General features: G+C 63.8%; 18 protein-coding genes and 1 pseudogene. 8 read left to right on the top strand and 11 right to left on the bottom strand.

All coding sequences use genetic code 11. The features are described 5' to 3' along the window. Nucleotides 1-46: 46 nt before the first annotated feature. The 3 genes from ACQP0P_RS43310 to ACQP0P_RS43300 all read left to right on the top strand — a co-directional run bounded on the left by ACQP0P_RS43310 (nt 47) and on the right by ACQP0P_RS43300 (nt 3,347). The gene (locus ACQP0P_RS43310; protein ID WP_433367679.1) at nt 47-1,126 is read left to right on the top strand and encodes an NAD(P)H-dependent amine dehydrogenase family protein; all 1,080 of its coding nucleotides are present in this window, start codon (nt 47-49) and stop codon (nt 1,124-1,126) included. Beyond that, on the top strand, nt 1,123-1,617 hold the full coding sequence (locus ACQP0P_RS43305) for a carboxymuconolactone decarboxylase family protein (RefSeq protein WP_433367677.1): 495 nt from the start codon (nt 1,123-1,125) through the stop codon (nt 1,615-1,617). The genes ACQP0P_RS43310 and ACQP0P_RS43305 overlap by 4 nt, the downstream gene beginning before the upstream one ends. A gap of 164 nt (nt 1,618-1,781) precedes the next feature. Beyond that, entirely contained in the window at nt 1,782-3,347 is a 1,566-nt protein-coding gene (locus tag ACQP0P_RS43300; RefSeq protein ID WP_433367674.1) for a GMC oxidoreductase, read from the top strand. Between the two features lie 71 nt (nt 3,348-3,418). Here ACQP0P_RS43300 and ACQP0P_RS43295 read toward each other — a convergent pair whose 3' ends face one another. The 4 genes from ACQP0P_RS43295 to ACQP0P_RS43280 all read right to left on the bottom strand — a co-directional run bounded on the left by ACQP0P_RS43295 (nt 3,419) and on the right by ACQP0P_RS43280 (nt 9,306). After that, nucleotides 3,419-4,636: a hypothetical protein gene (locus ACQP0P_RS43295; RefSeq protein ID WP_433367671.1), complete on the bottom strand. Its 1,218-nt coding sequence runs from the start codon at nt 4,634-4,636 to the stop codon at nt 3,419-3,421. A 127-nt stretch (nt 4,637-4,763) separates the two neighbouring features. Continuing rightward, complete coding sequence (locus ACQP0P_RS43290) at nt 4,764-8,192, bottom strand: AAA domain-containing protein (protein ID WP_433367668.1); 3,429 nt, start codon at nt 8,190-8,192, stop codon at nt 4,764-4,766. Nucleotides 8,193-8,463: 271 nt separating this feature from the next. Then, the gene (locus tag ACQP0P_RS43285; RefSeq protein ID WP_433367665.1) at nt 8,464-8,832 is read right to left on the bottom strand and encodes a hypothetical protein; all 369 of its coding nucleotides are present in this window, start codon (nt 8,830-8,832) and stop codon (nt 8,464-8,466) included. 201 nt (nt 8,833-9,033) lie between these two features. Next, nucleotides 9,034-9,306, bottom strand: a complete 273-nt coding sequence (locus ACQP0P_RS43280; protein WP_433367663.1) for a GntR family transcriptional regulator — start codon at nt 9,304-9,306, stop codon at nt 9,034-9,036. 107 nt (nt 9,307-9,413) lie between these two features. On the opposite strand from ACQP0P_RS43280, the gene ACQP0P_RS43275 reads away from it, so the two are divergent. The 3 genes from ACQP0P_RS43275 (at nt 9,414) to ACQP0P_RS43265 (ending at nt 10,724) form a co-directional block, all read left to right on the top strand. After that, nucleotides 9,414-9,644, top strand: coding sequence for a hypothetical protein (locus tag ACQP0P_RS43275; RefSeq protein ID WP_433367661.1), 231 nt, complete (start codon nt 9,414-9,416; stop codon nt 9,642-9,644). A 197-nt stretch (nt 9,645-9,841) separates the two neighbouring features. Then, nucleotides 9,842-10,132, top strand: a complete 291-nt coding sequence (locus ACQP0P_RS43270) for a hypothetical protein (protein ID WP_433367658.1) — start codon at nt 9,842-9,844, stop codon at nt 10,130-10,132. Between the two features lie 85 nt (nt 10,133-10,217). After that, a complete protein-coding gene (locus ACQP0P_RS43265; RefSeq protein WP_433367655.1) occupies nt 10,218-10,724 on the top strand; it encodes a hypothetical protein in 507 nt (168 codons plus the stop codon). Nucleotides 10,725-11,296: 572 nt separating this feature from the next. Here the strand turns inward: ACQP0P_RS43265 and ACQP0P_RS43260 are convergent. Continuing rightward, complete coding sequence (locus ACQP0P_RS43260; protein WP_433367652.1) at nt 11,297-12,538, bottom strand: IS256 family transposase; 1,242 nt, start codon at nt 12,536-12,538, stop codon at nt 11,297-11,299. An 80-nt stretch (nt 12,539-12,618) separates the two neighbouring features. Then, entirely contained in the window at nt 12,619-12,951 is a 333-nt protein-coding gene (locus tag ACQP0P_RS43255; protein WP_433367650.1) for a hypothetical protein, read from the bottom strand. A gap of 651 nt (nt 12,952-13,602) precedes the next feature. Here ACQP0P_RS43255 and ACQP0P_RS43250 point away from each other — a divergent pair. Further along, nucleotides 13,603-13,779, top strand: a complete 177-nt coding sequence (locus ACQP0P_RS43250; RefSeq protein WP_433382505.1) for a hypothetical protein — start codon at nt 13,603-13,605, stop codon at nt 13,777-13,779. A gap of 17 nt (nt 13,780-13,796) precedes the next feature. Here the strand turns inward: ACQP0P_RS43250 and ACQP0P_RS43245 are convergent. Beyond that, nucleotides 13,797-14,989: pseudogene (locus ACQP0P_RS43245) on the bottom strand (RNA-guided endonuclease InsQ/TnpB family protein); the annotation flags it as partial. 140 nt (nt 14,990-15,129) lie between these two features. On the opposite strand from ACQP0P_RS43245, the gene ACQP0P_RS43240 reads away from it, so the two are divergent. Continuing rightward, complete coding sequence (locus tag ACQP0P_RS43240) at nt 15,130-15,783, top strand: hypothetical protein (protein WP_433367647.1); 654 nt, start codon at nt 15,130-15,132, stop codon at nt 15,781-15,783. A 134-nt stretch (nt 15,784-15,917) separates the two neighbouring features. On the opposite strand, the gene ACQP0P_RS43235 is transcribed toward ACQP0P_RS43240, so the two are convergent. The 4 genes from ACQP0P_RS43235 to ACQP0P_RS43220 all read right to left on the bottom strand — a co-directional run bounded on the left by ACQP0P_RS43235 (nt 15,918) and on the right by ACQP0P_RS43220 (nt 20,697). After that, nucleotides 15,918-16,295, bottom strand: a complete 378-nt coding sequence (locus ACQP0P_RS43235; protein ID WP_433367644.1) for a VOC family protein — start codon at nt 16,293-16,295, stop codon at nt 15,918-15,920. An 11-nt stretch (nt 16,296-16,306) separates the two neighbouring features. Next, a complete protein-coding gene (locus ACQP0P_RS43230; protein WP_433367641.1) occupies nt 16,307-17,314 on the bottom strand; it encodes a transglycosylase SLT domain-containing protein in 1,008 nt (335 codons plus the stop codon). 113 nt (nt 17,315-17,427) lie between these two features. Continuing rightward, nucleotides 17,428-19,119, bottom strand: coding sequence for a serine/threonine-protein kinase (locus ACQP0P_RS43225; protein ID WP_433367638.1), 1,692 nt, complete (start codon nt 19,117-19,119; stop codon nt 17,428-17,430). Nucleotides 19,120-19,758: 639 nt separating this feature from the next. Then, nucleotides 19,759-20,697 (bottom strand): MerR family transcriptional regulator, encoded by a 939-nt coding sequence (locus ACQP0P_RS43220; RefSeq protein WP_433367635.1) that lies wholly within the window; start codon nt 20,695-20,697, stop codon nt 19,759-19,761. Nucleotides 20,698-20,753: the final 56 nt, after the last annotated feature.

The following is a 20,753-nucleotide window of genomic DNA, read 5'->3' as shown; positions in this document are numbered from 1 at the left end:
GGCGGCGGCACTATACACCTAACCAAGCGCTTGCTACTCTCCGCGCATGCTCTCCACGATTGTCTGGGGCACCGGCAACGTCGGCCGCGCGGCCATCCGAGCCGTCGAGGCCCATCCGGCGCTGAAACTCGCGGCAGTGCTCGTCCACAACCCCGACAAGGTCGGCCGCGACGCGGGCGACCTCGGCGACCTCGGCCACGAGCTGGGGATCGTCGCCACCGACGACATCGACGCGGTGCTGGCCACCCGTCCGCACGCCGTGGTGTACGCGGCGTCCGGCGACATCCGCCCCGACGAGGCCCTCGCCGACATCATCAGGGCGATCCGGGCCGGAGCCGTGGTCGTCACCCCCTCGCTGTACGCGCTCTACGACCAGCGGGGCGCCCCGCCGGAGCTGCGCGAACCGGTGCTGGCCGCCATCGCGGACGGCGGCGGCTCGCTCTTCGTCTCCGGCGTCGACCCCGGCTGGGGCAACGACGTACTGCCTCTGCTGATCAGCGGGCTCGGCACCGTCGTGGACGTGATCCGCTGCCAGGAGATCTTCGACTACTCCACCTACGACCAGCCCGACTCGGTCCGCTACCTGGTCGGCATGGGCCAGCCGATGGAGTACGAGCCGCCGATGACCGCGCCGACGGTCCCGACCATGGTCTGGGGCGGGCAGGTACGGCTGATGGCCAGGGCGCTCGGCGTCGAACTCGACGAGATCCGCGAGACCCTGGACCGGCGCGCGCTCGACGCCACGGTGAGCACCACGACGATGGGCGAGTTCGAGGCCGGCACCCAGGGCGCGGTCCGGTTCGAGGTACAGGGCATCGTCGAGGGCGAACCCCGCATCGTCATCGAGCACGTCACCCGCATCCACGCCTCCTGTGCCCCGGACTGGCCGATGCCGCCCGACGGCGTCGGTGCCCACCGGGTCATCATCGAGGGCCGCCCGCGTATCGAGGTCACGGTCGAGGCCGTCGACGAGGGCGGCAACCGGTCGGCGGGCGGGAACGCCACCGCGGTCGGCCGCCTGGTGAGCGCCATCGACTGGCTGGTGGACGCGGAACCCGGACTCTACGACGCGCTCGACGTCCCGCTGCGCCCGGCGGTCGGCAAACTCGTAAGGAGAGAACCGTGAACATCGACATCCCCGAGGGCAAGGACGCGATCGGCTACGTGTGGGGGGAGATGGTCCCCGGCATCGGGGTCGCCGCCTCGAAGTTCTCGATGGCGGTGTACGCCCACACCACCCTCGGACTCCGCGAGTTCGAGGCCGCCCGGTTGCGGATCGCGCAGATCAACGGGTGCGTCTTCTGCCTCGACTGGCGGACCGAACGGGACGGGCAGAAGGTCGAGGAGGAGTTCGCCGACGCGGTGACCGAGTGGCGTACCACCGACGCCTTCGACGACCGCACCCGGCTGGCCGCCGAGTACGCCGAGCGGTACGCCCTGGACCACCACGGCCTCGACGACGAGTTCTGGACCCGGATGACCGCGCACTACAGCCAGCTGGAGATCGTGGAGCTGAGCATGAGCCTCGGCTCCTGGCTGGCGTTCGGCCGGCTCAACCACGTGCTGGGCCTGGACACCGTGTGCGTGCTGCCCAGCGGTCGATCGCCCTCGATCTGACCCAAGTTACTTCCCGGTACGTGGTGGCCTAACATCCGGGAAACATGTAGAACTTGTTCTAATACGCCGAGAGTGAGGAAAATCACATGAGTGACAAAACCTCGCGTAGAACAGGTTCCGAAGGCATCTCGCGCCGTGGATTCATCACTGGAACCGGTTCTATCTTGGGAGTCGCGGCGCTCGCGACTCCCGCCACAGCAGCCCAGGCAAAAGCCGCACGCGCAGCCGTTCCGATCGCCGACGGGGCCCGTGTCCCGGCCCTGGTGATCGGCACCGGCTACGGCGGCTCCGTCGCCGCCCTGCGCCTCGCCCAGGCGGGCGTCGACGTGCACATGATCGAGATGGGCATGGCCTGGGACACCCCGGGCTCCGACGGAAAGATCTTCTGCAACACGACCTCGCCGGACCAGCGCTCCTACTGGCTCCGCACCAAGACCAAGGCACCCCTCAACTTCTTCCTCGGCTTCCCGATCGACCGGGACATCCCTCGCTACACCGGCATCCTGGACGCCGAGGAGTTCGGCGGCATCACCGTCTACCAGGGCCGCGGCGTCGGTGGCGGCTCGCTGGTCAACGGCGGGATGGCGGTCACTCCCAAGCGGGAGAACTTCGCCGCCATCCTGCCGTCGGTGAACGCCGACGAGATGTACAACACCTACTACCCGCGCGCCAACGCCGGGCTCGGGGTCGGCACCATCGACCCGGCCTGGTTCGACACCACCGCCTGCTACCAGTACGCCCGGGTCGGCCGCAAGCACGCCCAGCGTTCCGGCTTCCCGTTCGTCTTCGTGCCCGACGTCTACGACTGGGACTACATGAAGCAGGAGGCGGCCGGAACCGTCACCAAGTCGGCGCTGGCCGGTGAGATCCTCTACGGCAACAACCACGGCAAGAAGTCACTGCAGAAGACCTACATCGCCCAGGCCAAGGCCACCGGCAGGGTCACCGTCTCGGCGCTGCACCAGGTCACCTCGGTCGCCCCGGCGGCCGGTGGCGGCTACACGGTCGTCATCGACCAGCTCAACACCACCGGCGCCGTCACGACCACCAAGACCGTGACCGCGGACAAGGTGTTCTTCGCCGCCGGCAGCGTCGGCACCAGCAAGCTGCTGGTCAGGCTGAAGGCCACCGGCGCGCTGCCCAACCTGAACTCCGAGATCGGCAAGGGCTGGGGCGACAACGGCAACGTCATGTGCGGCCGGGCCAACCACCTGTGGGACCCGACCGGCAGCCTCCAGTCGACCATCCCCTGCTCCGGCATCGACAACTGGGACGCCGGCGGCGCGTTCGCCGAGGTCGCCCCGCTGCCCACCGGGATCGAGACCTACGCCTCGCTCTACCTGTCGATCACCAAGAACCCGAACCGGGCCCAGTTCTCCTGGAACGCCGCGACGGGCAAGGTCGACCTGAACTGGCAGCTCGCCTGGAAGCAGCCGTCCATCGACATGGCCAAGACCATCTTCAACAAGATCAACTCCAAGGAGGGGACGATCTACCGGACCGACCTCTTCGGCGTCTACAAGATCTGGAACGACACTTTGACGTACCACCCGCTCGGCGGCGCGGTGCTGAACAAGGCCACCGACAACTACGGGCGTCTTGCGGCTTACCCGGGCCTGTACGTCATCGACGGGTCCCTGATCCCGGGCAACACCAGCGTCAACCCGTTCGTCACCATCACGGCCCTCGCCGAACGGAACATCGAGAGGATCATCGCTACTGATCTGTAGGGATGGTCTGATGACGTCGGCCACGGGCGCGTGTGGCCGACTTTATTTCGAAAAAGTGCATAGGGCAGGCATTACGATGAAATGCTCTGCTCTTCAATCATTCGAAGATATTTCTCGTATGCCTCGTCCACATGACTTGAGCTTCGAATTAGAATCCCTTCCTCCATCCGGTACGTGCGGCTAGGATCTCCACGGAACGATAACCAATTGAAGCTGGTATTTATCCAAGTTCTATCCGAGATTAGAATCTTGGCATGTGAGTTCTTCAGTCGCGCGAAGGTGAAGTTCTCTTTAAACCTGGTAGCGAGATTTCTCAGTCGCGAGAGTGCACGTTCGTGACTGTCGCGATCGTCATCGCCTATTCCATAGGCGATGTGGATCTTCACCTTACGGCGAAGCAGTCTTTCTAGATTTCCGATGAACGTAGTATCTACCACCGAATTTTTGACCCACGGAGCGATAATAAGAAGTCGTCGAGCACTCCCGGTAAGAGCTTCCCGCAAGAACTCTGGGTGCTCATGAACGCTAATGTCGCGAACTTCGAATTTGCTGTGCAGTGGAACTGCGGCAGATTCAACCTCATCAGATTTAGTAGGAATAGCAGCGGGGTAGGTTGTTAGGGGAACCCTGACAGCTTCGAGGTCGTCCGGAAGAGATAGGCGTTCTGCGGGCTCGCCAATGTTGATGCCGAGGGCACTCGGCCCTCCGACGCTCAACAAAGCGCGTTCGTGGAGCGGGCTGAGTTGACCATCGACCACAACCCCAAGTTGCACCTCTGCACGCACATCATCCGCAAAGATCAAGAGCTTTACTGGGAGATAACGATGCTTTTTCGGTGACACACGTTCGACAGCGAGAACGTCTAGCTTACCTTCACGCCTATCGCTGCCCGAGATCAGTTTATTCAGGCTTGCAACCGTTACATCAGAAGGCAAGATGCGTTGACTACGTGCTGCTGGCAAGATAATTAGACCTGCATCCTCGGCTTCCTTCTTCTGCACAAGAAATTCTGGACGATATGATGAAACGGCCCAAGCTAACCGGTCAAAGGTGATGGGCAGCGGACGCTGAACTGGACGAGTCGACTCGAGCTCTACTGCCATGACACGCCCCTGGGCTGTCAGCCCGACAAGAGTCTTTCGGCTAGGCAAGCGCACGAGATTATCTGCTGCTAACTGTTCGACCACTGCGGATTCGGCGAGCTTGAGATCCAGTCCAAGAACGCTGGCCATTTGAGCTGGATCATGGATTCCCATATCAGCAAGTCGGATAACAAACTCGTCGAGCAAGGGCAGCGGCTTCCGCTCTTGCGCTAGGACATCCACTGTCAACTGAGTGACAGGGAGGGCAGCGTCAGCGACCGCGACAAGTCGCAGGCCAGGTCGGCTTGCCTCATATCGCTTAGCGGTTGCAGCGTCAGAGTCGAACACGCTCAGCCTCCGAAATCTTGCAGTCCTGTGGATGCTCTTCCATGTAGTTCACCACCTTCTGTAACGCTCCTGGGCTTGATCGGCAAAAGTCAGCATCACCTATGACCGTTAAGCCATATCGAGCACGGGACAGTGCCACATTGATTCGCCGCCAGTATTTATCGCCGAGGAAACCGAGTTTCCCTTGGGGGTTACTTCGGGTTACAGAAAAGATTGCAAAATCTGCTTCCTTTCCCTGAACCGCATCTACGGATTGAATCTCAACGTTTAGATGCTGGAGCTTGATTCCAGTAAACTTGCGGTGGATCTCGTCAATCTGGAGCCTGTAGGGTGCGATGATCAGAAGGTTTAGCTTACGCCCACTGGGGGGCTTGATAGCACCAAGACCAATCGCAGTGTCGATTGATTTCAACCTGTCCACGACCAGGGCGGCCTCAGCGCGGTTTGCGATGCCACCGTTTGGCCCTTCTTGCTGAAATCGCTCCGAGCCCAGACATCCTGTGTCAATCCATGATACGGGGCCCCACAGTGCATCGTAACCTTTTATTCCATCAACTATTGGAGATTTGAGCTTTTCGTCGTAGAAGCAGGTGGAAACCAGGTCGCCGATTGGCCTAATCATTCGGTATTGCTCGACTAATTCCTGCTGAATTGGAAATGCGGTCTCCTTGATCAAATAGTCGAAGACGGTGGTAGAAACGAACTGAGGGTCCAGACCATACTCCTCAAGCTTTGCCTTCGACCGAAGAAGTTCTTCGTCCATAGGTGGCAGTTGGCGTGTGTCGCCGACTAATATCCACTTATGGGCACGGGCGAGAGGGACGAGAGCCTCTGTTGCAGTCGCTTTGGACGCCTCATCTAGGATACACAAATCAAAATCTAGATCACGAACAGCGGAATGCCCAAGGAATCCTATGCAGGTACCCGCAACAACGTTCGCGGTCTTCAGAAATACATTTGCTAAATGCTTATCGGATGTTAGTCTCAACATCCAGTCGGCCTGGAGTTTAAGTACCTGCAAGAGGTGTCGAGCTGAGCTCTCACCATCGAGTAACAGTTCTACGGCATCTCGTGCTTCCTCTTGGCTAATCGCCTCTCGAATAGTGAGAGCCCCTGCAAGATCACTACGACTTGCTTTGATCAGCTCTTCCTTGCGCTCGAACAATCTATCCAGGAGATCGCGAGTAGCTTCCATATCCTCGGCTAGTCCAAGGCCGGTTGCCAAGTCAGAGGACGGGGCAGAGTTGGAGAGCGCCTTCACCCTTCTCTGTACAATGTCTACTTCGGCCAATACATTTGCAAGTTGCTGAAGGCTCAGGGCAGCTCGAAGGTAAGATTTGTCGATGCGAAGCCGCTTGGACTCTTCCGCAAGATAATCCTCAGCTCGCTTTTGGATCTCGCGTGCCCATCGCTCCATAGCCTTGTCCAGAAGTAGATGCTGAACAGCGGGATCTACACGAGGATCTTCTGGGCGTCCGAGACGAACCAACCCTGGGATGCCGGCCGCATCAAGTCTTTCCAACGCGTTATCCACGGCGACGTGGGTCTGGCTGACGATCAGTACACGTGCCTCTGGATTCTGCCGGAGAAGCTGCGCAACGATCTCAGTGATTACGCTCGTTTTCCCTGTACCAGGTGGCCCCTGGATCAGCAGGAAATCCTTCGAGCCGAGGGCGTAGGAGACAGCCGCTCGCTTACTCTGGTCTAGTTCGCTTCGTTGCCAATCCTCAATGGGGAAGCTTTCGGGTGCTACGCATGTGGTGGGGTCGAGTAACAATGAGCGCAGGTCAGACCGTGCCGCAGTCCCATTTTTGATCTTCTCGATCGCCTCCTGTTGGCGTACAAGAGCTATCTTTGTCGCCTCCAAATACGGGACGAGTTGCCCCCGATTTGGCAGATTGCGTCCTTCGCGGCGTAGCGACAGAGTGACATAATCAGCTTCCTGTCTTACTACTTCTCCTCTAGCCAACGTCCGTCGTGATTCTGGGATCACGACATCCCATTCCTGCCCCAGAAGGTCGAGGCTAACCGACTCTGTTAGTGAGAACGTTACCTCTCTGCCGTTCTTAGCTACCTCACGGCCGTGATAGCTGAGAGGGCGACGCTCACCACGTGCGAGGTCCTCACGTGCATCAAGGACTTGCAGCCACTTATTGAAAAGTTCGTTCTGCTCCTGACGGTTCTGTGCAACCAAACGGGCTTCTTGGCGAGCCAGCTTATGCTCCTCAAGAGCATCAATGAAAGCATCAATGCCTGTCTGAGCCTTGTTAATATCAGACGGAGGGGAGCATTGGAATGAGAAGCTTCGCCCGAGAGAAAGTGCTACACGTTGTGCCTTGTCGCGCCATTCCTCTTCGCATTTCCTAACCCCTACCACCACTAGAGCTGGCTCGGTCTGGTTGCGCTTGAGGGTTATCTGGTAATCATGACCAGTGAGATAGATCGTTTGTTTGTCGTGCCTCTGGTTAGCTGAATCAAACTTAAATTCCGCAGACCCTCCACGGCTGAGGTCTCGTTGTAGTAGATTTGCAGCGACCTGACGATCCTCGAGCGCATTTTCTCCAAGAACATGCCTAATAGCGCTTTTTGTCAATTGGAGCCAGATAATCCCAGCGTCTACACGGACCGCCCGAGCCTCTTTTATGCTATTCAGGCGTTGGGCTAATACGGAGCCATTTGCTGGACGTTGTGACGCATCTGTATTAACGCATTCCTCTAGGAGTCGTCGAATGTCCGGTGGAACGTCGATCCGTGCTAATGCAGGTTGAATATCCCCGTGCTGCCGTAAAGTATCTTTGGTCAGTGCCTGTATAAGAAGCACGGCAAACGAATAGACATCGCGTGCATATGGAAAAGAAGTCTCGTCTACGCCTGGCGGTGTGTACGGTTCTGATCTGAAGTCGCCGACGGTCAGGCCGGGTGGAATCAGCTTTTCCTGCATCTTGGCGATACCAAAGTCGGCTAACTTCGGAGCCCCTGAGCTATTGAATAGCACGTTCTGCGGCTTTATGTCGCGGTGCGCTACTCCTTTGAGGTGCGCATGTGCCAGCGCCTCGGCAAGTGGCTGAGCAACGCTCGAAGAGAGATTATCCCAAGAATATGGGCCTTGCTTGTTTAGAACGTCCGAGAAAGAATCATCTAGCCATTCCAAAACTAGATAATGGCTTTCGCGCCCCGAGTCCCAACCAGAATCCAGCAGCTTGACAATGTTAGGATGGTGAACGGCGCGAAGAGCCTCAGTCTCTCGTTGAAAGAGCTGATGTGTGATCCGTTCATCTGGCACGCCTCGAATGAACTTGATCGCGACCTGCGATCCTTCTGCCTCTATGTCAACAGCTCTTTGAACCTCGGCGAGACCACCGGTTCTCCTGGAGCCCTTGATGAGGTAGTAGCGATCCTTGATCTGCTCTGGCATCCGCCACTCCCCTCGGCAGTGAGCCCTCGCTGCGGGGACCACGTGCACAGTTTGCCCGACAATCTGGAACGGGGCAAAGGCAGCGCTAGCATCGGTTCAAATCGAACCAAGATGGCTGCGCCTGCGGATACGCTGTGTGAACCTTGCACCGCCTCATGTCGTGCTCGGTCTTGTGTAGCCAATCCACCGCCTTCCGGATACCTCGTAACTCCGGCATACCGAACACTGGGTCATAAACCGCCGTCGATGATCTATCTCCCAAGCTTCAGCCTCACTGGGAGTCCACGTGCTTTGGCAGATCGGTGTGTTCCTCTGTCGGCGCCTCCAACTCCGTCAGCGCACCGCGAAGATCCACTGACAAGACGAAGGTAAGTTCGGTGAGCATCTTGGGCGTCGCCGCATCCTCATCGTGGGGATCGATTAGGCCAATATCAAGGTTGACGTCCTTGGTTGCGAGGAGCGCGGCGCCGCTAAAGACCTTAAGACGGCCAGACGCTTCCCGGCGGGCAATGGCACCGTCCGGGTCGGGTTCTCCTACCCCGAAGGCACGCCTCTCGAACTCCCTCAGGTGCCCGGGCAGTAACGGAAGGAACAGAGGGAGGAATAGATGCGCTACCTGGAGTGGCGTATGCAGGACCAACTATCACACAGCTTTACGCAAGGCGATGTCTGAGCACGCCGAGAGGATCTTCGCTGACGCTCTCCCTAGCGTGCTCTCGCTGCTTAGGGACGAAAAGTTACGTTCGACCCTTTCCCCTTGAATGGTCGGCCAGAAGATCATCATCCAGGTCACGTCCACGGAAGTGGTGTGTGAGTTTCCCCAGGTGATGGGTGTGAGGTGTTATTTGTCGGGGTTGTTCTCTGGCTTGGCTTCTTCCGGATCGTCGGGGCCGGGGCCGACGAAGTTGCCGAGGTTGGGGACGGTGTAGACGAGTTTCTCTGTGCGGAGTTGGCGGAGTGCCTTGCGGATGGTGTCCCTGGCTACGCCGAACTCGTGGACGAGCCGAACCTCCGACAGAAGGTGCTTGGGGCCGTACTCGCCTGTGGTGATGCGTTGGCGAAGGACATCGGCGATCTGTTCCCAGCGGGACCGGTCCGGCTCAAAATCGATCATGCTACCTACGATAGAAAGCCATTCCCAGGGGTCTGTATGCGCATCGTGGGATCATACGGGGTAGGACGGGGTAGACAGGCATCCACGATTCTGTTTACCCTGGCTGCATGGCGACGGCAGACAGCAACCTGGACGAGACCTGTCCACCCCCTCCTGAACAGGGCATTTCCCGCATCGATGCGAGTGCGGTGGAGGCTGCCGAGGAGCTCCGTGAAGCCCTGGCCCAGTACGGGATCGCGGCTGATGTGCATGACGGGTACGGGCTGGCGCTCGTGTCGGTGTGGGTGGATTTGATCGTGTGGTGTCGCGAGGGTCAGTTCTGGTGGCGTACCGGGTGAAACCCTCGTCAGTACCGTCCGGTCTACGCCCGGCATTCGCTGGCCGAGCCTGACCGGGCCGCGCATCGGGTTGCCCTGCGGTACGCGGAGTTGCGGCGGATCCAGCCGCTGCCGGAGCCGGAGCAGAGAGCGGCGTACCCGGCATGATCGCGCATCATCGGTGTGCGAGATCGCTCCGGAGGGCTGCCGGGGGAGTCGTGTGGCCTGCGGAGAATCTCCGCCAGGGGTGTTTCCTGGCCTTCGAGCGTGACCGTGAGCAGCCGTTTCGGCTCGTGCCGGTCCGGGGCGAGGAGTACGGGCAGCGGGCCGTCGACCTGGTGTGGGGACAGGTCACCCGGCTCTGCCGGCTGGGCAACGGTGGCCGGGAGAGGAGGCCGCCGCTGTTTCTGCTGGCGGTCTGCTGCTCGTTCGACGCGGACGCCTGCCTGATCACCACCTTGTTCAACCATTCCCCCGTACTGCTCCGGCCTCCTGCGGCGGGGTGGTGAACCCATGAACGGGCGTGACGGCGTTGGTCATGGAGGGGTGGCGCCGTCACGCCTCACCACAGCGGCAACCATGGAGGAGGACGCGATGTCCAAGCAATTCGACCTGTTGGCTTCCACCGCGGGGAACCTGCTGGGGCCTGGGCCGGTGATCGAAGGGTGGCAGACCAGGCAGAGTCGCGGGGAGGTGTTCTTCGCGCGCCGTACCCCCGGCCGGGTGCTGACCGAGCGGGACATGCGCGCAGGGCTGACCCGCTACCTGGTCGCCGAAACGGCCGGGGAACTTCTGCGGCTGGCCACCGAGCAAGAACACATCGAGGACCGGTTGAAGAGGACGCCCCTGAAGTCCTGTCCGCACTGCGGGCGTGTCCAGGGGGAGACGCCGCTGATCGTGACAGCCACCGAGTCGGTCACCGCCGAACGATGCGCCCGCAGTTACGGGCGCCTGGCCGGGTGCGAGCATGTCCGGGCCGAGTGGACCTATCGGCTGCCGTTCCCCGACGGGGCCCGCTGCCGGGACTGCGGCGCCTGCTGGCAGTTCGACCTGATCCCCGCCCAGGTGTCGGCCCGCCTCAACGGCCACACCCCTTCGTAAGAACACCCGGCATCCCGAAGCCGTCCACGAGTTCGTACGCCCAGACGGTCGAGGCGGGGTCTGATCCGGGCACCCTGCGTCAGGCTAAAACAGGATGTTTGGTGATGAAGTTCTCGCTATGGGAGGGGTGGGGGGCTGTGGCGGTGGCAAAGCACGACCTGGAGGCCAGAGGGCCTCGGGCTGATCGACCCAAGCGCTGGCACTTCACGGCGGAGTACAAACGATGCATGGTTGAGCAAGCCGCCGCCGCGTTCAGTTGAGACGCATTCCCAGGGCCGGGAGATGGGGTTGCGGCTCAGCGCGGCGAGCCAGCGCGTACCCGGTTGCGCCGCCCTGCTGGAAGGTCCGCACCACCCGCCAGCCTTGCGTCTCGTAGTAGGCAACGAGACCGGGAAACGGGCCGGCGCCCCGTCTTACCCAAGACCGCCCTTGAAGCGCTGCTTGGTGCAACGCCCACCAGGTGATCAAACTGCCCGGCTTGTGGTGGGCATAGGCGGGATCGGTCACGGTCGTGGGTCACGTCCAGCGAAGTGGTGTACGAGTTGATCTCCGCGTGATCCTGTTTCTGCAGGTTAAGCGGTAAGTGTCTGCGGGATGGGTTTCTGCTGCGGTGTGTCGCTCGTGATCACCCGCATCCGGGCCTTGGCCAGAACATCCAGCCCCATGTAGCGGCGAGCCTCGGTCCACTCGTCGGTCTGCTCGGCCAAAACCGCACCGACAAGACGGACGATCGAGCCCCGGTCGGGGAAGATCCCGACCACGTCGGTGCGGCGGCGGATCTCCTTGTTCAACCGTTCCTGCGGGTTGTTCGACCAGATCTGCTTCCAGATCTCCCGAGGGAAGGCGGCGAAGGCCAGCAGCTCTTCCCGGGCGGCGTCCAGATGCTCGCACGCGGCCGGATACTTGGCCTCCAACGCCTCGATCACCCAGGCGTGCTGGGTGCGCACCTGCTCGGCGGTGGGCTGGTCGAAGATGGTGCGCACCAAGGTCGCCACCCACGGCTGCGCCGACTTCGGAACCGTGGTGAGCAGGTTGCGCAGGTAGTGCGTGCGACAGCGCTGCCAGCAGGCGCCTGGCAGGGTCGCGCCGATCGCGCCGACCAGCCCGGCGTGGGCATCGGAGATGACCAGCTGCACGCCGGACAGGCCGCGCGTCACCAGGCCGCGCAGGAACGCCGGCCAGCCGGCGCCGTCCTCGGCGGAGGTGACCTCCAACCCCAAGATCTCCCTGTTGCCGTTGGCGTTGACCGCGGTGGCCACCAGCACGTGCACGTTGATGATCCGCCCACCCTCGCGGACCTTCTGCGTCAACGCGTCCAGCCAGACGAACGCATACGGGCCGGCGTCCAACGTCCGGGTGCGGAAGGCCTCTACCTGGGCGTCCAGCACCTTGGCCATCTCGCTGACCTGGCTTTTGGAGATGTGTTTGATGCCGAGCTGTTCGACCAGCTTGTCCACCCGCCGGGTGGAGACCCCGAGCAGGTAGCTGGTGGCCACCACGCTGATCAGGGCTTGTTCGGCCCGGCGTCTGCGTTCCAGCAGCCAGTCGGGAAAGTAGGAGCCTGAGCGTAGTTTCGGGATGGCGAGCTCGACGGTGCCGGCCCGGGTGTCCCAGTCGCGAACGCGGTAGCCGTTGCGCCGGTTGGTGCGCTCATCGCTGCGGGTGCCGTACTCGGCGCCGCACAGGCTGTCGGCCTCGGCCGACATCAACGTCTCGGCCATGGTCTTCACCATGGATCGCAACAGATCCGGGTTCCCGTGCTTGATCTGCTCCGCCAGCCAGCTCGCGGGGTCCACACTGTTGTTCACGGCCATCGCTTTCTTCTCCTTCGATCTTGAAGTTCGCACTCGAAGGATCACGCGATGGCCGTCCTCATTTCACGGCGCCACGCCCACTACCTGGGGAAACCTGTACACCACCTCCGTGGACGCAACCCGGTCGTGGCTAGGAACAGCGCAGATTCGGCGCGTTCGGCTTCATCTGGCCAGCCAAGTGATGGCGTGTTCTCAAACACGCTCGTCACTCCGGCTATGGTCGCGGTGGCTGTGTGTACCAGCACCCACGCTGGGATGTCCGAGATGCCTGCCTGCCCGGCGAGCATGTCAGCGTTCTCGTGCCAACCGTCCCAGCCTTCGATCTCGCGTTCCCGCATCCAGGCGGCGCGCGCCCGAATCAGATCAGCGACAGGGCCGATGTCATCACCGGTCGCAGGGCGCATCTCGAACACGGAAGTCACCCTAGCCCTTCGCTAACTCAGGGGCCGGTGAGGCGGCGGTCGCCGTTGGTGGTTACCGCGTAGACCTGCCGGTTGTAGTACGGGTAGTAGTTCCTGATGTTCCGCTTGATCTGGCGGGCGTGCAGCTGCACCGCGTTGAAAATTGCTTTCTTGTCGGGGGCCTGGTGTACGGAAATGCCGTACCTGAGCCTTCAAGTCATCGCTGCTGTTCGGTAGGGGTCCGCGGGGTCGTTCCTGCGCGCCTTCACCTGGGGCAACGTGCGACAGTTGGAGAAGGTCACCCGGCGCTGCCGCCACATCCACCGGCCCCGAGCCCCGGAAGGACACCGGACCGGCCGCGACCCGCGCGCGGCGGCCCCTTCACGGCCACAATCTGGGCTCTGACCTGCGGGATTCGTCCTCGTGGAGTAATCGGACCAGAAAACAATCACAAGGAATCACGCCATGGATTCAGGCTGAGACATGGCTCGATCGAGTTCGACGGAGCCGCGTCGTTCCTGCTCGGAGGGTTAGCGGAAATATGGCGAGAAAGTCCAGCTGATCGGATTTTCGTGCGGAGTTACATATTTCGAGACGCGCTCGTGATCAAGGTCCGGCAGGCTTTCTTTTTTCTTCTCCCTGTCGGACGACCAAGGAATCCATATGAAGCGAGTGATCGCGAGTGTCACGGTGGCCACGGCCGCCCTGCTCGTGGCCGCGGCTCCCGCCCAGGCCGCTCCCGCTCCCGCAGACCCGGTCAAGGCGTTGAAGAGCCGGCTCGTCGCGGGCCAGGGTGTGAAGTTCACCGAACTCAGCACCTTGACATCCTCCCCCTCGTAAACGAGGGGGATTCCCACGGTCGCCCGTGAGGGTTCCTGCTTCACCGCCAGTCGCCCGCCAGGAGAAATCCCCTTTGAGGTCTTACACCGGCTCCACAGGCGTTTTACCTCTCCGCCAGCCCGGCGGCGAGGATGTTCTTCGCGGCGTTGACGTCCCGGTCATGGGCGGCGCCGCAGGCACACACCCAGTCCCGGACGCCCAATGGCATGGACCGCTGGATCGCCCCGCACGCCGAGCACAGCCTGGAGGAGGGGAACCAGCGGTCCACGACGAGGAGTTCCCGCCCGTACCAGGCGGCCTTGTACTCCAGCATGGACCGCATCTGACGCCAGCTCGCATCCGAGATCGCGCGGGCCAGGCTGTGGTTCCTCACCATGTTGCGCACGGTGAGGTCCTCGATCACGACCGTTTGGTTCTCACGGACGAGACGAGTGGTGACCTTGTGCAGGTGATCACGGCGCCGATCACCGATCCGGGCATGGACGCGGGCGACCTTGAGTTTCGCCTTCCGCCGGTTGTTCGACCCCTTCTCCGTGCGGGCGAGGCTGCGCTGAGCCTTGGCCAGGCGCTTGCGGTCGGCCCGCTCGTGCCCGGGGTTGACGATCTTCTCCCCGGTGGAGAGGGTGACCAGGGCGGTGAGGCCCGCGTCCACCCCAACCGTACTCGCGGCCGGGGGGAGCGGGGTGATGCGCTCCTCGACCAGCAGGGACACGAACCAGCGCCCGGCCGCGTCCCTCGACACGGTCACCGTGGACGGCTCGGCCCCCTCGGGCAGCGGACGCGACCACACGATGTCCAGTGGCCCGTTCATCTTCGCGAGGGTGATCCGGCCGTCCTTCCATCGGAAGGCGCTACGGGTGTACTCGGCGCTCGCCCGGGACTTCTTACGGGACTTGAACGTGGGGTACTTCGCGCGTTTGGCGAAGAAGTTGGAGAACGCGGCCTGCAGGTGGCGAAGCGCCTGCTGGAGCGGGACCGAGGACACCTCGGACAGGAACGCGAGGTCCTCGGTCTTCTTCCACGCGGTGAGCGCGGCCGAGGACTCCACGTAGGAGACGCGGCGGCCTTCCTGGGTGTAGGCGCGGGTGCGGTGTTCGAGGGCTTTGTTGTAGACGAGGCGGGCGCAGCCGAACGTGCGAGACAGCTCCGCTGCCTGCTCGTCCGTCGGGTAGAAGCGGAACTTGAATGCCCGCTTCACGATCTGCGCCATGTTTCACACCCTACTGCAAGATCAGTTAAGTGTTGGGTGGGGTGGGTCGTGCGGGTCCAGGCACGCTCAGGCGCTAGAGCGCCTTCCCGCTCCCGTTTCCTCCCCGGCCTGAAGGCCGGGGTATCCACGGGAGTTATTAGATGAAGGAGGAGGGCAAGACCGAGCCCTACCTCAAGCGTACGGGTTCGTTCCAGTTCGGCAGGGCCGGGATCGTCGCCTCGGACATCAGCTCGAAAGGCGCGGCGCCGGTCGACCCGAGGATCGGGCAGCTCAACGGCATGTTCGCCCCCGGGCGGACGATCCGGATCGGCACCACGAGCTACTCCCGGGGTGGCACCTACCGCGACAAGATGCCGAGCGGCAAGAGCTGGTACAAGAGCCCGGACGGCATGACCGGCGACGTGGCCGGCTGGTTCAGCCAGCTGGTGAACGTCGCAGAGCCGGCGACCCTCGCCGCTCTGCTCAAGGGGGCCAAGCAGACGCGTAACACCTACACCGGCACCACCACGTTCGGCCGGCTCGCCAAGGTCTCGCCCTGGTTCCGCGCCACCCTGCCGATCAGGTCGAGCGACAAGACCGTGGTGACGTTCAGGCTCACCGTGGACCGTAACCGGCTCCCGCGGCAGCTGACCACGTCCTTCCCGGTCACCGGCATCTTCGACAGCGCCGGCTGGGAGGGAAAGACGCTCAGCGCCGAGACCCGCTTCACCGGCTGGGGGAGCAGGGTCTCCATCAAGGCTCCGCCCGCGAACAAGGTGACCACCAGGCTTGAGGACAAGGACGGCCTGCCGTAGCGGTGCCGCGCCATGAGACGAGGATCTCCCGGTGTGCTGCCTCCCGCATCGGGGTTCCCCACGAAGCAACGTGGCTGGGGATCCTTCGTCAAGGAAACGGGGCCGCGCCGCCTCAGCGTGGTGATTTCTTGAGGTCACTCTTCGAGGAGGCAGAAGGGATGGCCTGCGGGGTCGGCGTAGACGTGCCATCGACGGGTGGCGTCTCCGGGGTCGAGCAGCGTGGCGCCGAGGGCGAGGACCTGCTGCCGGGCCTGGTCGAGGTCCTTGACGTCGAGATCGAGGTGGAACTGTTGCGGGCGGGTGGGGTCGGGCCAGCGTGGCGGCCGGTAGTCCTCGACGCGTTGGAAGCAGAGCACCAGACCGGTCCTGAGGTGCAGGGTCGCCCAGTCGTCGTCGAGCGACCAGCGGGGGTCGGGCCGGTTGACCGTGCCGCCGAGAAGTCCCCGGTAGAAGCGGGCGAGTTCGAGAACGTCAGAACAGTCCAGCACCACACACTGCAGGCTGCCGATCACATGTCTCCTTGTCAGGGACCGGTGAGGCGGCGGTCGCCGTTGGTGGTCACCACGTAGACCTGCCAGTTGTAGTACGCGTAGTAGTTCCTGATGTCCCGCTTGATCTGGCGGGCGTGCAGTTGCACCGCGTCGACGTACGCCCAGGAGTGGTTGTACGCGTACAGCGCCTTCCGGTAGTCGCGCGGTGCTCCCGAGGCGCGCAGGTAGTTGGCCGCGGCGAGCAGGGCGTCGCGGGTGTCCTGGATGTCGCCGCCCATCCCGTAGGCGGCCCAGGTGCCCGGCATGAACTGCATGGGTCCCTTGGCGCCGGTGTGGCTCGGTGAGCGTACCCGGCCGAACTTGGTCTCGACGAACATCACCGCCGCCAGGATCTCCCAGTCGACGCCGAACCGGCGCTCGGCGTGCCTGAAGTGGCCGAGCAGGACGTCGGCGGGCTTGGCCGGTTGGACGCGGAACTTCGCCGACCCGCTGATGGGGCGGACCAGGGAGAGCAGGTTCCGGATGGCCGTCACGTTGTCCTTCGCCTGCGCGGCCAGGGACTTCGACAGCCTGGCGTAGGTGCGGGAGGCGACCTCCGGGTTGCGGGCGAGATGGCGGTAGAGGCGCTGCTGCTGCAGGGCCAGCAGCACCACAGACTCGGGGGGCTGTCCCTTGCCGGGGTCCCCGTTGCGGATCCAGTCATTGATGGCGCGTCGAAGCCCCTCGATGGTGGTGGTCAGGGAACCGGCCAGCTTCGCCGGATCCTTGGGGATCGCCGCCTTCGGATCGGGCCGGGCGTGCGCCCGCTCTGGGACCTGTGACGTCGGAGTCGGTAGTACGGCTGTCCGGCTTGGCGCGGCAGAGGGGGCGGCACCCGACGAGGCGGCACCCGACGAGGCGGCGCAGCCGGAGGTCGCGACGGCCAGGCCGACGAGCGCCGCGACCATCGGTCTCCACCGGCCGGTACGTACGGCCGGTGGTACGGGCATCGCCCGCCCGCTCGGTCGGTGGCCACGAATTCCCGCGCGCTGATCACTCATCGGTCTCAACGTACCCGAGCGACGGCCCCTTGGGGGTGAGCGCCGAAACCAGCCCAGCCCGGCGCGATCGTATGGGGCACCTGGTACGAGCGACGAGACCGCCGGAACCCGAGCTACCAGAGCGTCCAGGGGCTTTCGCTGCCCCCGCCGAAGGCGGCGGTGCCGCTCCTGCGCCAGCGTTGCCGGACGTCGAGTTTCGCACCTGTGCGCTGAGCGGTGACGGTGAATGGGCCGCAGGTGGCGACCGCGCCGTCGCCGGCCGGTGACAGACCGGTGCAGATCATGGGCGCGGACACGTTGGTATCGGCGTCGGTGTTGTACAGCTGGACGTGTACGTCCGAGCGCACATCGGCGGCGCCCCGGATACGGCCGAGGAGATGGAAGACGTCGCCGACCAGGGCCATGCACGGTGACATCTGTGTGCCGGTGCCGTCTCCGGTGGAGATCCATGCCCTGCACCGCCACTGGGGTTTCGGCTGTTCGGAAGCGGGGGTGTCCGCCGGGGCCTCGACTTCCGGTGCCACCTCCGTCTTCGGCCGTGTGGGTTTCGGCGACGGTGTGGCGGTGCCCTTGGCCTTCTTGGCGGGCTCAGCGGTGATGACCGGCGGGGTGGTGGGCACCGGCTTGGGCTTGGGCTTCCTGGGTGGCGGGGACTCTTCCGAGGAGGTGGCGTCGGTTTGCGGGATCGGTGGTGTGTTCCGGGCCGTCATGGGGGGAGCCAGGGCGGCCGCGGTCGTGGCACGCTCTACCGGCGTGGTGGAACCGGCCTCGCCGGAGGAGCTCACGACCAGGGCCACCGCGGCTGAGGCGGCCAGCGCGGTCGTGACCGCCGCCGCGCCGATCAGGCGCGGCCTGAGCCGCGATCGTGATTCGGGACGGGGACGAGGTGAGGTGGCGGCCATGTCGGAGGCCGCGCCGGGGGCCAGGGGTTCGCGGGTGATCGCGGGGTCGGCCGTCCGGCTGATCGGGGGAAGCGCGGGTAAGCCGGCCAGGGCCGGCACCAGGGCGTGTGCGGTCGCGGCCACGTGATCGATGGAGGGCCGCCGCGCCGGATCCTTCGCGACACAGGCAGTGATCATCGACCAGACGGCATCGGGCATCCCGGCCAGCCTGCGTGGGGCCGAGATCGCGTGCTGGCGCAACACGGCCATCGGATGGTCGCCGACGAAGGGCGGACGTCCGGCCAGCAGCTCGTACAGCACCAGGCCGGTCGCGTAGACGTCCACGGCAGGGGTGGCGGGTTGCCCGTCGGCCACTTCGGGCGCCAGGTAGGAAGGGGTGCCGAGGATCAGGCTGGTCTGGGTCAGACCGGGGCCGTGCGCGAGACGCGCCACGCCGAAGTCGGTCAGCCGTGCCTGTCCGGCGGCATCGACCAGGACGTTCTCCGGTTTGACGTCACGGTGAACCACGCCGTGGGCGTGGGCGTGCGTCAGTGCGTCGGCGATCTGGCCGATCAGGCGTACGGCCTCGGCGGGAGGTAACGAGCCACGCTCACGCAGCAGTGCCCGTAGATCCTTGCCGTCGACGAGATCCATCACCAGGGCGAGCTGGTCGCCCCCCATCACGAAGTCGCGCATCGTGACAATGTGGGAATGGCGCAGCGCGCGCAGCACGTTGCGCTCCTGCACGAACCGCAGTACCAGACCGTCGTCGGCGCTGAGGTTCTTGTGGAGAGCCTTCACCGCCACCGGCTCGCCGGTGGCCACCGAGCGGGCTCTCCACACCGTGCCCATTCCCCCGGTGCCGATCTCTCCCAGCAGCTCGTACCGGCCGGCGAGTAGCGCCTCAAGACCGTCAGCCGTCACGCGTGCCCCCTCGCTTCACCAGGCGATCGTTGAATTAACGAATTCATCGAAACTAGAAGAGATAGCGATATTTTGCCGGATTCCCCCCGCGGGACCGGCTCATTGGGTTGATCGATCCACTCCAGGTGAACGGTAGCCCAGGTGGCGGACAAGCGCCCGCAAGAGGATGCACTCCGCCGGGTCAAGATCGTATAGCGCGATGGCGCATAAAAGAATACGGAGTTTCGGTTCTTGACGCCGGATACCCGGGAGTGCAGGGGGCAAGCTGCGGTCGAGGGCGCGGTAGGCCGGCGAGAACAGCCTCACCGCGTAGGCCGAGATCGGGCCCGGCCGCGAAGTTGACGTTGTCGCCGAGGATGTGCATCCTGACGTGCCATTCCCGGGGGGCTAGGGGCGTGCCGTACAACGCCTGGTCGGCGCGGGTGTCCGGGGTGTCAAGCGAACCTTGGGAAGAGCCCGGCGGGTGTTCCGCCGACCGGCCAGGTGGTGTCCGGCAGGTAGACGACGTGAGCCTGATCTGCGGCTTCCGGGTGGAACAGGACACCCCTGCTCATGCGGGCGGGGAGAGGAGTGTCCCAAGCGGTCATCCTGAGTGCCGTTCACGTCACGCGGGCAGGCGGAAGTGCACTCCAGAGCCCGCTACCCCGGTATCCGGGCACGCAGGGCCTGGATGGACCAGTCGAACACCGGCGCCAGGCTTTCCGGGGCCGGCCAGCCGTTGATCACTGCGAGCAGCCGGAGGTATCGCTCCCTGCGCGGGTCGTTCGCGGTCTCCAGCAGAGCCAGTAGCCGGTGCCGCAGGTCGATGTCGTCGAGGCGGCCGAGGAGGTGCCCGTACTGAGCCGTGACCGCCGCGACGACCGGATCGGCGCGGGGCGAGACCGGATCGATGCCGGCTGCCAGGGCCGGGCCGACCTGGTCGCGGACCACTGCGGCAAAATCGCGACGCGGGCCCGTGGTCCCGCCGTGGGCGCGCTCGGCCGCGTACCGCTCGGCCATGCGGCGCATGCCGGCCCGAAAATCCGGGTCCTGGGACAGTTCGGCCAACTCCACCCACGCCTCGACCTGCTCGGCCTCGGGGTCATCGGGTAGTTCGGGGGTCATCGAGCGGCTGATCCCCCCGAACGCGGGGTCGGCGTCCAGGTCGCCGAAGACGGTGCCGAGAAAGTCGCCGATCAGCCGTCGGCGCTCGTCCTCGGAGAGCTTGGCCAGCTTGTGCATGAGATCCATCTCCTTCGGGGTGGAGCCGCGCTTGGCCACCGCCGTCAGCACCGCGCGCCGCAGGCGCAGCACACGGATCTGCGTCGCCAGTGCTTCGGCGTGCGCCGCGGCGACCTCGGGAAGTGAGATCTCCCGGTCCACGACCTTCCGGATCGTGGGCAGGTCCAGTCCCAGGTCGCGCAGCGTCCGTACCAGGTCCAGGCGTGCGACGGCGTCGATGCCGTAGAGGCGGTAGCCCGTGGGGCCGCGTTCGGCCGGCGGCACGATCCCGCGGTCGGAGTAGAACCGAATGGTCTTGACCGTCAGCCCGGTCCGCCGGGCCAGATCACCGATCGAGTAGAGTGCGTCACCGTCCATGCCCTCACCTTCGCGCCTCCCCCTGGTGGAGACTCAAGCGGCCTCGACTGAGTGCG

Source organism: Streptosporangium sp. CA-115845, from assembly GCF_050943795.1.
Classification (GTDB): domain Bacteria; phylum Actinomycetota; class Actinomycetes; order Streptosporangiales; family Streptosporangiaceae; genus Streptosporangium.
The sequence above is the reverse complement of the archived record's forward strand: the minus strand, read 5'-3'. Positions and strand labels throughout refer to the sequence as shown.